The organism is Pseudomonas sp. GL_090 (assembly GCF_057837765.1).
The window spans coordinates 4159435-4171258 of the sequence record NZ_CM174452.1 but is presented as its reverse complement, the minus strand read 5'-3'; the positions used below and the strand labels follow the sequence as shown (position 1 = coordinate 4171258).

At 57.0% G+C, this 11824-nt stretch carries 12 protein-coding genes and 1 tRNA gene; 7 read left to right on the top strand and 6 right to left on the bottom strand.

Annotated elements, in window-relative coordinates; all coding sequences use genetic code 11:
- Window positions 1-113: 113 nt before the first annotated feature.
- Window positions 114-440 (bottom strand): hypothetical protein, encoded by a 327-nt coding sequence (locus tag AC3ITA_RS18730; RefSeq protein WP_095943703.1) that lies wholly within the window; start codon window positions 438-440, stop codon window positions 114-116.
- A 206-nt stretch (window positions 441-646) separates the two neighbouring features.
- On the opposite strand from AC3ITA_RS18730, the gene AC3ITA_RS18725 reads away from it, so the two are divergent.
- Window positions 647-1441: an exodeoxyribonuclease III gene (locus tag AC3ITA_RS18725; RefSeq protein WP_489278179.1), complete on the top strand. Its 795-nt coding sequence runs from the start codon at window positions 647-649 to the stop codon at window positions 1439-1441.
- 113 nt (window positions 1442-1554) lie between these two features.
- Window positions 1555-2385, top strand: a complete 831-nt coding sequence (locus tag AC3ITA_RS18720; RefSeq protein WP_489278178.1) for an arylamine N-acetyltransferase family protein — start codon at window positions 1555-1557, stop codon at window positions 2383-2385.
- Window positions 2386-2440: 55 nt separating this feature from the next.
- On the opposite strand, the gene AC3ITA_RS18715 is transcribed toward AC3ITA_RS18720, so the two are convergent.
- Complete coding sequence (locus AC3ITA_RS18715; protein WP_150672799.1) at window positions 2441-2746, bottom strand: BrnA antitoxin family protein; 306 nt, start codon at window positions 2744-2746, stop codon at window positions 2441-2443.
- Between the two features lie 326 nt (window positions 2747-3072).
- Between AC3ITA_RS18715 and AC3ITA_RS18710 the strand changes: the two genes are divergently transcribed.
- The 3 genes from AC3ITA_RS18710 to AC3ITA_RS18700 all read left to right on the top strand — a co-directional run bounded on the left by AC3ITA_RS18710 (window position 3073) and on the right by AC3ITA_RS18700 (window position 7168).
- A complete protein-coding gene (locus AC3ITA_RS18710) occupies window positions 3073-4590 on the top strand; it encodes a nucleobase:cation symporter-2 family protein (protein WP_095943699.1) in 1518 nt (505 codons plus the stop codon).
- A gap of 350 nt (window positions 4591-4940) precedes the next feature.
- Window positions 4941-6152, top strand: a complete 1212-nt coding sequence (locus AC3ITA_RS18705; RefSeq protein ID WP_489278177.1) for an alpha-xenorhabdolysin family binary toxin subunit A — start codon at window positions 4941-4943, stop codon at window positions 6150-6152.
- Window positions 6149-7168 (top strand): alpha-xenorhabdolysin family binary toxin subunit B, encoded by a 1020-nt coding sequence (locus AC3ITA_RS18700; protein WP_095943697.1) that lies wholly within the window; start codon window positions 6149-6151, stop codon window positions 7166-7168. The genes AC3ITA_RS18705 and AC3ITA_RS18700 overlap by 4 nt, the downstream gene beginning before the upstream one ends.
- A gap of 117 nt (window positions 7169-7285) precedes the next feature.
- Here AC3ITA_RS18700 and AC3ITA_RS18695 read toward each other — a convergent pair.
- Window positions 7286-7361: transfer RNA gene (locus AC3ITA_RS18695), tRNA-Asn, on the bottom strand.
- 227 nt (window positions 7362-7588) lie between these two features.
- On the opposite strand from AC3ITA_RS18695, the gene AC3ITA_RS18690 reads away from it, so the two are divergent.
- Window positions 7589-7819, top strand: a complete 231-nt coding sequence (locus AC3ITA_RS18690; RefSeq protein WP_489278176.1) for a hypothetical protein — start codon at window positions 7589-7591, stop codon at window positions 7817-7819.
- Here the strand turns inward: AC3ITA_RS18690 and AC3ITA_RS18685 are convergent.
- From AC3ITA_RS18685 to AC3ITA_RS18675, 3 genes are all read right to left on the bottom strand, one after another.
- Window positions 7816-8025, bottom strand: a complete 210-nt coding sequence (locus AC3ITA_RS18685; protein ID WP_116261663.1) for a hypothetical protein — start codon at window positions 8023-8025, stop codon at window positions 7816-7818. The genes AC3ITA_RS18690 and AC3ITA_RS18685 overlap by 4 nt on opposite strands.
- A 210-nt stretch (window positions 8026-8235) precedes the next feature.
- Complete coding sequence (locus AC3ITA_RS18680) at window positions 8236-9432, bottom strand: amino acid aminotransferase (RefSeq protein ID WP_095943694.1); 1197 nt, start codon at window positions 9430-9432, stop codon at window positions 8236-8238.
- Between the two features lie 161 nt (window positions 9433-9593).
- Window positions 9594-9770, bottom strand: coding sequence for a hypothetical protein (locus AC3ITA_RS18675; RefSeq protein WP_172435339.1), 177 nt, complete (start codon window positions 9768-9770; stop codon window positions 9594-9596).
- Between AC3ITA_RS18675 and uvrB the strand changes: the two genes are divergently transcribed.
- A complete protein-coding gene (uvrB, locus tag AC3ITA_RS18670; protein WP_095943693.1) occupies window positions 9769-11784 on the top strand; it encodes an excinuclease ABC subunit UvrB in 2016 nt (671 codons plus the stop codon). The two genes, AC3ITA_RS18675 and uvrB, sit on opposite strands and share 2 nt — an antisense overlap.
- Window positions 11785-11824 lie beyond the last annotated feature (40 nt).

The following is an 11824-nucleotide window of genomic DNA, read 5'->3' as shown; positions in this document are numbered from 1 at the left end:
GTCTCCCGGGCCTGGTGGTATTGATCATCTAGAGTTCCGTTAGCGCTGCCGGTCCCGCCGGCGGTCAAGCCGATGTAAGTCTCAGGTGATCTGAAGCCGCCAACGACTGCAGGTCATTGGCGGCCTTGGCCTGTCCAGCTACCCGTCCCGCCGCCAGCACCGCCGGTTCCGCCACCGGGCGCACCGGTGCCGCCGCCCGCGCCACTGCCCGGACCATTGACGCCGGTGCTGCCGCTTGACGAGCTGGGGCGCTGACCGCGGCTGTTGTTGCCCGAGGGATCGCTGGGGCGGTTGTTGTCTGGCAGCAGGGTTGAGTTGCGGGTTGCGCCGGGTGCCGTACCGGGCGCGCCAGGGCCATCGCCGGACGCCGCAAAGGTGGCCAGGGACGCTGCCGACAACCATCCGGCCATGAGCAGAGAAGTCATTTTGATGTTCATCATGGTCGTCTCCCGGGATGAGCCGTTACCTGATGTTGGTGTGAAGGGGCACGCGGTGGGTGCCATTCGGTTGACGAGTGGCTGTCTCAACGCCGGCCATCATCGTCCAGTTTACGCTCAAGGTACTACCGCACCCGAGATTGCTGACGCAACCTGCGAAACGTGCTGGTGTCACAAGTCAGGCACCTCGTCCTCAGGAGTGTCCATTCATGAAGAAACTGCGGATCGCCACGTTCAACGTCAATGGCCTGCGCGCACGGCTGCCGAATCTGCTGGCCTGGCTTGAGCGGGAAAAACCGGATATCGCCTGCCTGCAGGAATTGAAGGCGGTGGACAGCGCATTCCCGGCTGCCGAGCTTGAAGCGGCCGGCTACGGCGCCATCTGGCAGGGGCAGGCGTCCTGGAACGGCGTGGCGATCCTTGCGCGGGATGCGCAGCCACTGGAAAGCCGACGCGGGTTGCCCGGCGATGACAGCGATAGCCACAGTCGTTATCTGGAAGCCGCTGTCCACGGGGTTCTGGTGGGTTGCTTGTATCTGCCCAACGGCAATCCGCAACCGGGGCCGAAATTCGATTACAAGCTGGCGTGGTTCGAACGGCTTATCCGTCATGCGCAGACACTTCAAGGCAGCGAACATCCGGTGGTGCTGGCGGGAGACTACAACGTGGTGCCCACCGACCTGGACATCTACAACCCGCGTTCCTGGCTCAAGGACGCCTTGCTGCAACCGGAAAGTCGCGAGTGTTACCAGCGATTGCTGGATCAGGGCTGGACCGATTCATTGCGGCACTTGCATCCGCAGGATCGGCTCTACACGTTTTGGGATTATTTCCGTCAGCACTGGCAGAAAAACTCCGGGCTGCGCATTGATCATCTGTTGCTCAACCCGGCCCTGAGTCCGTATCTGCAAGACGCCGGGGTGGATGCCTGGGTGCGTAACGAGCCTCATGCCAGCGACCACGCGCCGACCTGGATTCAATTGGGCCCGCACAAGCGGCGTTGAGTTTTTCATGCCGGTTGATTGGCTAAATCAATTGTCGGCGACAGTGCTTGATCCCGTATACATAACGGCCACTGGCGGAGCAATCCGCCGCTTGCGTGCAAAAGGATTGAACGATGAGCGAGCCACGCCTGACCGACCTAGCTTTGTATCTGCGACGCCTGGGCTTCGATGCACCTGCGGCACCGACCCTGGAAACCTTGCGCCAACTGCAACTGCGCCATACCAGCGTTTTCCCGTTTGAGAACCTCACCACTTTATCCGGCGAGCCGGTGCTGATCGACCTGCCGTCCATCGAGCAGAAGGTCTTGCACGAGGGTCGTGGCGGTTACTGCTACGAACTCAACAACCTGTTCCTGGCCTTGCTTCAGGATTTGGGTTTCGACGCCCGTGCCATCAGCGGCCGGGTGGTGATGGGCCAGCCGGAGGGTGCATGGACGGCCCGGACCCATCGCCTGAGCCTGGTCATCATCGATGACGTGCGCTACATCACCGACGTCGGCTTCGGCGGCATGGTGCCGACCGCGCCCCTGTTACTCGATACTCGCGCCGAACAACTCACCCCGCACGAGCCGTATCGCATCGACCTGAACGTCGACGGCTTTACCCTGCGCGCCAACGTTGCGGGCGAGTGGCGAGCGATGTACATCTTCGACCTGCAACGCCAGGAAGATATCGATTTTGCTGTGGGCAACTGGTACGTCTCGACCCACCCCGAGTCGTCTTTCGTCAAGCAGTTGATGGTGGCGCGTACCGGAGAGGGGTGGCGGCGCACGCTCAACAACGGCAGTTTCGCGATTCACCGGATTGGCCATGACAGCGAACGGCGGGAGGTGACGGATGTGCTGGAACTGATTGGCCTGCTGGGCAGCGAGTTCGGCATTCGCGTGCCGGAACAGGCGCAATTGGCGCGGACGCTGGAGCGATTGATCGCAGCGCCGCAATAGCCGGCTGATCACAGGCATCACAATGGGCTGATCCGATTGATTGGCCTTTTGTGTTTCAGGGCCGGACTCCCGGCTCCATCACCCGCTGGATTTCGCGCAAGGCCTCTGCCAGTTTCTGCTCCAGGTCCTTGAGTTCGGCAGGGGTGAGGGGGTGTTTCAAGTGCGCGGTTCTGCCTTCGTTGAGCAGGGCTCGGCGCAACGTATTGTTGATCGCCGTCTGGTAGCCGTACCCCTCGTGTTCTGCCAGTGCGCGGGCCGCTTCGATGACCGCGTCATCGAGCATGATGGTAATGCGGGTCTTGCCTTTGGCGGGCACCACGGCCCCGCGCCTGGCGTTGCTGAAATCGTATTCGTCTTTCATCGGTCATGCCTCCAGGTACTGACGGCGCTCGCTTTTGGTGGCGATGCGGAACTGCATTTTGAATGACTTAATTATGCATATTTTATATGTATAAAAAGGCAACCCTTACCGATGGTCGCCAGGAATTCGAAAGACTGGTCAGCACCAGGGGTTGGACAGGGAGGGGGTGTATTTCAAGGTTTTTTGGCAGGGCCAGGAGGATGGGTAGCAGGGTGAAATGGACATGTATCCATTTTGTGACCGATAAGTTGTATACAACTCTATAGACATTTGTCCTGACTATTGAATACAGTGTGCGAATAACAAAAACCAGGGAACCCCCTACCATGAAAACGCCCCATGTTTCACACCAACGGCCCGAGGACGAAAATCTTGGGATCGGCGCGAATATGGCTTATGGCCTGCAACATGTTCTGACCATGTATGGCGGTATCGTCGCTGTGCCACTGATCATCGGCCAAGCGGCCGGGCTCTCGCCGGCGGACATCGGTTTGTTGATTGCTGCTTCATTGTTTGCAGGGGGGCTGGCAACGTTGCTGCAAACCCTGGGCTTACCGTTTTTTGGTTGTCAGTTGCCGCTGGTGCAGGGCGTGTCCTTCTCCGGCGTCGCGACCATGGTGGCGATTGTCAGCAGTGGCGGGGAGGGCGGGTTTCAATCGGTATTGGGCGCGGTCATAGCGGCATCCCTGATCGGTTTGCTGATAACCCCGGTGTTTTCACGCATCACCAGGTTCTTCCCGCCGCTGGTGACCGGCATCGTGATTACCACCATCGGCCTGACGCTGATGCCGGTCGCCGCGCGCTGGGCAATGGGCGGCAACAGCCATGCGCCGGACTTCGGCAGCATGGCGAACATCGGTCTGGCGGCGGTTACGCTGGTGCTGGTGCTGCTGCTGAGCAAAATCGGCAGTGCGACCATCTCCCGCCTGTCGATTCTGCTGGCCATGGTCATCGGGACGATCATCGCGGTGTTCCTCGGCATGGCGGACTTCTCGTCCGTAACCCAGGGCCCGATGTTCGGCTTCCCGACGCCGTTCCACTTCGGCATGCCGACCTTCCACTTCGCTGCGATCCTGTCGATGTGCATCGTGGTGATGGTGACGCTGGTGGAGACCTCGGCGGACATTCTGGCTGTCGGTGAAATCATCGGTACCAAGGTTGACTCCAAACGCCTGGGCAACGGCCTGCGCGCCGACATGCTGTCGAGCATGTTCGCGCCGATCTTCGGTTCCTTCACCCAGAGTGCCTTTGCCCAGAACGTCGGGCTGGTGGCGGTCACCGGCATCAAGAGCCGCTATGTAGTGGCCACTGGCGGCCTGTTCCTGGTGATCCTCGGTCTGCTGCCCTTCATGGGCCGGGTCATCGCCGCCGTGCCGACCTCGGTACTGGGTGGCGCCGGCATCGTGCTGTTCGGTACCGTCGCCGCCAGCGGTATTCGCACCTTGTCCAAGGTCGACTACCGCAACAACGTCAACCTGATCATCGTTGCCACCTCGATTGGCTTCGGCATGATCCCGATCGCGGCACCAAGCTTCTACGATCACTTCCCAAGCTGGTTCGCGACCATTTTCCATTCGGGCATCAGTTCCTCGGCGATCATGGCCATCGTGCTGAACCTGACCTTCAACCACCTCACCGCCGGTAACTCCGACCAGCAATCGGTGTTTGCGGCCGGTACCGAGCGAGTGCTGCGTTATCAGGATCTGGCGGCGCTGCGTGAGGGGGACTACTTCAGCGACGGTAAACTGCATGATTGCGACGGCAAGGAAATTCCGGTGGTTGAGGTGGACCACGGACATGGCGAGCCACATGCGGTGCATGCGAAAAGCAGTGAGCATGTCTGACAACAAGGCTTGATGAACGAGGCCGATTTACCAACAGGTAGATCGGCCTTTTTTTTGTATCCGGGAAATGCAGCGGTATGGCTTGTTGTTAGCGAGAATAAGGATAACGCCTGGGTATGCCAAGTGTTTCGCAGGCTGACTTGGTTTAATGCTCTTTGTATTAATGTGTTGCTTCGAATTGTGTAAAAGGTTTCTGTTATAAAGTCTGATTTCCTACGCGCGGAAGTGAAGAATTACATTTCGCTGTTTTTTTTAAATGGCTACCATTGTCTGGTAGTTTTCAAGGTCTGCTCTCACAAATTGATAGCTCCTCTAGAAATTGAATGTAATAACTTGGGCGTGGAGTAATCATGGAAGATATCGAGATTTATAGTCCGGCCAGTCATGAGGGGGCTCAACCTTCGATTGACGTGAGTTCAGGGAGGCGTGATGAATCGGTTTATCAACCAAGGCTGGTGGTCACACCAGAGCAGTTGCTGGAAATAAAGCAGTATGTACGATTTGGTCGAACGCTGCCGACTGAGCGTGGAGAGATAGAAAAAAACCTGGGAGGGGTCATTGATCATCCGAATTTTGGGTGGTTGGAAATTCAGGATTTGAATGTAAAAGTAAAAGATCACGCTGCTGGGTGGCCTTCCATAGAAAGTGGATTGGTTCAGGTCGGTAGTGGATTGAGCGGGTTGGCAAAGGATCTGGTTGAGTTCAGTCAGAATCTGGTCAGCGATATTGATCAAATGCCCATAGTCGAGCGCCTCAAGCCATATAATGATCTGGAGGTCGAGAACGCGCCATTCATGGAGCTTGACCAGAGCGATGTGGCTATTCACACCCAGCTTGGGTTGGTGTTCGAAGACCTTAAAAAAAGTGTAGTTGCTGCCAGTAAGCCAGCATTGGGATTGAAAGTTGAAATAGAAAACTTCAACAGGATATTGAATGATAAGCTCATTCCATTGATAAGTGAGAAGGTAGCCAAGCTCGATACCGTTGATTTTGCGATTGATCTTGACAAATTTCGTGCGGAACTTGAGTGGATTGAAAAAAATATCGATCAGACAAACAAGGAGTTAGTTAAGCATAGTGCGATGCAGATTGTGAGGGGTATCGATGGTCTTGGGGTGCTTTTGAATGCGCTTTTCTCCAGTCCTGAAGAGGCACTCCTGGGTAAGGCGTTCCTTGAGGCCCAGGAAAAGCTCTACAGCTTCATCATGGAAAAGCGGAGGCTGTTGAGCCTGATTGACGGGCAGGAGAAGTTGCCTGGGTTGATTCTTTCTCACAGCAAGTCGCTGGACAATCTATCCGCTCACATGGCGGCTGCCGCAAGGGCGTCGAACGCATTGGTGTTAGTTTGGAACTCCGTCGTGGCCGAGATCGACAGGTCTGCCACTGAGTTTTCACTGATAGAGGATGGCGTAAGCCTGATCCGATTTAAGCAGAGTTTTAATCGCGGTATTTCCCCTTGGAGTGAAGTTCAGAATGTGGCTGATACGCTGCTGAGTTCCCTGAGGAAGGCGATCAAGGATTTTAATGAACAGAGTGCTCTTCAGGAAGAGGGGGTGGTATGAATACGGACGGTGCAGTAATGGTTCATGAGCAGCGTATGCCAAATTATTCGTTGATGAAATTTAATAAAAAGGCTATCAATAAAATTGTTGCTCAATTGAATCTGGATTTTTCCGATTATTTGAAAGCAAAGTTGGGGCGGCTTGATGGAGCGCTCAATGATGCGCATGCGAGTATCGTTGGGGTGGCAGTGGCTGTAATGCCTATGTTGAGGGAGGCTAATTTCAAGAGTTTCATGACCGAATTTCAGCGGTTGAGCCATGAGCCGGATTTGTCGGGTGATGTGCGAATGAAGACCCTGGAAGGTCTTAAGGCTGATTATATAAAAAGTATTAATGCCGATGCGGGGAAGATTCGAGGGGGCATGCTTGCACTGAATGCTCATCTCAATAGTCTGGGCGATATCGATGTGCTGGGGGAGGGGCAAGGTGATTCAAGTATTTTGCCTGGGTTCGATGAGGATATTGTGAAGGCGCTCAGTGATCTGGACAGGCGGATTGAAGAGGTTGAGGTGCAATGCAGGATTCTAGATGATTTGATCCGTGTGATAGATGATAAAAACCTGATCGATCACCTGTTGCCATGGATTCCGGATGCCAATTTTTTCAAGAGTTTTGAGATATCTACTCCGCAGGCTGAGCTAGTGAAAAAAGGATTGGAACTGCTGCGCAAGATTCTTGAACAGGCTTCTGAGTATATAAAATACACTGAGATGGTACGGGCCCGAGACGGTTTGCGGATTAAGCGTGCACATTATTTTGAACAAAAAAATGAGTACCAGAAACTGCAGGCAGATCAAGAAACCAGAGTTGATATCTTGAGGCAGGTAAAATCGGTAGAAGGCTTGAAGGTCGATTATTTGCATGAAGCCAATACGCTGCTTCGTAACATCAACCACTATGCAAGACTCTTTGATCTTGCTCCACAGACCACGATCGACGATTTGAAGGCGATTACCGACGCGGCTGTCAGCCTGTCCAAAACCCTTGAGCCAATTGCCTCGGTCTGGCGAACCTAAGAGGCGCCGTAGCGATTGCCGAACCGGATGGTCGGAATGCGTGAATAACCCGGCGAGTCATCGGCCACAAAAAAGCCCCTGGATCTTTCGATTCAGGGGCTTTTCGATGCTTCTGTCTGGCTCCACGACCTGGACTCGAACCAGGGACCCAGTGATTAACAGTCACTTGCTCTACCAACTGAGCTATCGCGGAATGGCGCCTATGTTACTGATTCAAAAAGAGAAGTCAAGCACCGAATGGCAATTGGACGGATTCGTGGTGGCGGACGGTGGTTTCGCGGACATTGGCGGTTACCAGAATCGCACCAGAGGTCTACCATGGCCGCCCGGAAGTGGTGACACGCGCTGCCGGCCATTCGCCGAAAAGGTACGCGCCATGAATCATTTGACCCTCACACCTCGATACCACGGGGTGCACTCATGAGCATCTCTCAGATCAGCCTGCCCAAAGGTGTCGGCCCCCACGCCGAAAAGTTGTTCGACGCCATCACTCAAGCCAGCACCGCTGAAGCATTGAACCGTGCTGGCGGTAAGGCCGAAGGTTTTGTTCTGGGCCTGGAAAGCACTAAAGCGATCAAGAGCCAGGTCGCGGAATCGCTGTATGTCGCCTACGACGATGCTGCCAGCCAGCGTGCGACCGAACTGGCTTAACCGCCGAAGGTGATCGTGGCAAGCATCAGCTTGGCGTAGAGCGCCGTGGCCCCCAATTGCACCAGCCACAGAGCCAGGCCGCCGAGAAACACACCGGCGGCCACTTGCATCACCAGGTTGTTGCCGCGTTTTGTCGGGGCGCGGGGGATGAAGTGATCAAGGTCATCCAGGTCATCGCGGTCGGCGCGCAGGTCATCGTTTTTCATGTGGGTTCTCGCAGGAATTCCAGGGTGTACACAAAACCTGTAGGAGCGAGCCTGCTCGCGATGGCAACAGCACATTCACCATTAGTGGTGACTGGTACATCGCTATCGCGAGCAGGCTCGCTCCCACATTTTGGATTGTGTGGAGTTTAGAGGCGACAAATAAAAAAACGGGAAGCCACATGGCTTCCCGTTTTTCATTTCAAGGCGTAATCAGATGACCTGGACGATAGCGTCCGTCACCACCTCGATGTTGCTCTGGTTCAACGCGGCCACGCAGATGCGGCCGGTGTCCAGGGCGTAGATGCCGAACTCGTTGCGCAGGCGGTGAACCTGCTCAACGGTCAAACCGGAGTAGGAGAACATGCCGCTCTGACGACCGACGAAGCTGAAATCGCGCTGAGGTGCTTTTTTGGCCAGCAGGTCGACCATCTGGGTGCGCATGCCACGAATGCGCAAGCGCATTTCGGCCAGTTCGGCTTCCCAATGGGCGCGCAGTTCCGGGCTGTTCAGCACAGCAGCGACAACGCTGGCACCGTGGGTCGGCGGGTTGGAGTAGTTGGTGCGGATCACGCGTTTGACTTGCGACAACACGCGCGCGCTTTCTTCTTTCGATTCGCTGACGATCGACAGGGCGCCCACGCGCTCGCCGTACAGCGAGAACGACTTGGAGAACGAGCTGGAGGCGAAGAAAGTCAGGCCCGATTCAGCGAACAGGCGTACGGCGGCGGCATCTTCGTCGATGCCATCGCCAAAGCCCTGATACGCCATGTCGAGGAACGGCACGTGGCCTTTGGCTTTAACGACGTCCAGGACGTTTTTCCAGTCCGCCGGGCTCAGGTCCACGCCAGTCGGGTTGTGGCAGCAAGCGTGCAGCACAATGATCGAGCCGTTTGGCAGTGCGTTCAAGTCTTCCAGCATGCCGGTACGGTTCACGTCGTGGGTCGCGGCGTCGTAGTAACGGTAGTTCTGCACCGGGAAACCGGCGGTTTCGAACAGGGCGCGGTGGTTTTCCCAGCTCGGGTCGCTGATCGCCACAACGGCGTTCGGCAGCAGTTGCTTGAGGAAGTCGGCACCGATTTTCAGAGCACCCGTACCGCCAACGGCCTGGGTGGTGATCACGCGGCCAGCGGCGATCAGCGGCGAGTCATTGCCGAACAGCAATTTCTGCACAGCCTGGTCGTAGGCGGCGATGCCGTCGATTGGCAGGTAGCCACGGGAAAGGTGTTGAGCGGCGCGAATCGTTTCGGCTTCGACAACGGCGCGCAGGAGTGGAATTCGCCCCTCCTCGTTGCAGTAAACACCGACCCCCAGGTTGACTTTGTTGGTCCGGGTATCGGCGTTGAATGCTTCGTTGAGGCCCAGGATTGGATCGCGTGGTGCCATTTCGACAGCGGAGAACAGGCTCATTATTGCGGCGGCTCTGAATGGAGAGTGGAGGGACGTGTCGCGCTCCAGCCGAATGCACTAGAGCGGTGCACAAACGGGGAGCTAGTATAGAGGCCATCCGCGATCAATGGCGACAGGCGATTCGGCTTTTCGGTTAAGTTTTTCCGATTATTTTTCGACCGTTAGTCGAATGGCGTCGGCAAAGGTTTTGCGCGATGTAGGACGTTTGCCTTGAAAGCGCTGGCAATCGGCTCCACATTGAGCACAATCCAGTTTTTTCTTCGGGCGACAGTCGGTCGTTTACGGTCTTTCTCGTTCGTGTCGGTTATACCGGCAAGAGTGATCCAGAGGTATTTCATGTCTGAATTCCAGCTAGTCACCCGTTTCGAGCCCGCCGGCGATCAGCCGGAAGCCATCCGCCTGATGGTCGAAGGCATCGAAGCCGGGCTGGCGCACCAGACGCTGCTCGGTGTGACCGGCTCGGGCAAGACCTTCAGCATCGCCAACGTGATCGCCCAGGTGCAGCGCCCGACGCTGGTGCTGGCGCCGAACAAGACCCTGGCGGCGCAGTTGTACGGTGAGTTCAAGGCGTTCTTCCCGAACAACGCGGTGGAATATTTCGTTTCCTACTACGACTACTACCAGCCGGAAGCCTACGTGCCGTCCTCGGACACCTTCATTGAGAAGGATGCGTCGATCAACGACCACATCGAGCAGATGCGTCTGTCGGCGACCAAGGCATTGCTGGAACGCAAGGACGCGATCATCGTCACCACGGTGTCCTGCATCTACGGTCTGGGCAGCCCGGAAACCTATCTGAAAATGGTGTTGCACGTGGATCGCGGCGACCGGCTCGATCAGCGTGAACTGCTGCGACGCCTGGCCGACCTGCAGTACACCCGCAACGACATGGATTTTGCCCGTGCGACCTTTCGCGTGCGTGGCGATGTGATCGATATTCACCCGGCGGAATCCGATTTCGAGGCGATCCGCATCGAGCTGTTCGACGATGAGGTGGAAAGCCTGTCGGCATTCGATCCGCTGACCGGCGAAGTCATTCGCAAACTGCCGCGCTTCACCTTCTATCCGAAGAGCCACTACGTGACGCCACGGGAAACCCTGATGGGCGCGGTCGAAGGCATCAAGGTCGAGTTGCAGGAGCGCCTGGAATACCTGCGCTCCAACAACAAACTGGTGGAAGCCCAGCGCCTGGAGCAGCGCACCCGTTTCGATCTGGAGATGATCCTCGAGCTGGGTTATTGCAACGGCATCGAAAACTACTCGCGTTATCTGTCCGGCCGCGAAGCCGGCGCGGCGCCACCGACGCTTTACGATTACCTGCCGGCCGATGCCTTGTTGGTGATCGACGAGTCCCACGTCAGCGTTCCGCAGGTCGGTGCGATGTACAAAGGCGACCGTTCGCGTAAAGAGACGCTGGTGGAATATGGATTCCGTCTGCCGTCGGCGCTGGACAATCGGCCGATGCGTTTCGATGAGTGGGAAAGCATCAGCCCGCAGACGATTTTCGTCTCGGCGACCCCGGGCAACTATGAAGCCGAGCACGCCGGGCGCGTCATTGACATGGTGGTGCGTCCGACCGGGCTGGTGGATCCACAAATCGAGATCCGCCCGGCACTGACCCAGGTCGACGACTTGCTGTCGGAAATCACCAAGCGTGTCGCTCTGGAAGAGCGGGTGCTCGTCACCACGCTGACCAAGCGCATGGCCGAGGATTTGACCGATTACCTGGCCGACCACGGTGTGCGTGTGCGTTATCTGCACTCGGACATCGACACCGTGGAGCGGGTCGAGATCATCCGCGACCTGCGTCTGGGCACCTTCGATGTGCTGGTGGGGATCAACCTGTTGCGTGAAGGCCTGGACATGCCGGAAGTGTCGCTGGTGGCGATTCTCGACGCCGACAAGGAGGGCTTCCTGCGTTCCGAGCGCTCGCTGATCCAGACCATCGGCCGCGCGGCGCGTAACCTCAACGGTCGGGCGATTCTGTATGCCGACCGGATCACCGGTTCCATGGAGCGGGCCATCGGCGAAACCGAGCGCCGTCGCGACAAGCAGATCGCCTTCAACCTGGCCAATGGCATTACCCCCAAAGGCGTGTTCAAGGACGTCGCCGACATCATGGAAGGCGCCACCGTGCCCGGTTCGCGCAGCAAGAAGCGCAAGGGCATGGCCAAGGCCGCCGAGGAAAACGCCCGATACGAAGCCGAGTTGCGCTCGCCGGGCGAGATCGCCAAGCGCATCAAGGCCCTGGAAGAGAAGATGTATCAGCTTGCTCGTGATCTGGAGTTCGAAGCGGCGGCGCAGATGCGCGACGAGATTGCCAAGTTGCGCGAGCGGTTGATCACTGTTTGATTTGTAGTGTCTGAACTGGCCTCATCGCGAGCAGGCTCGC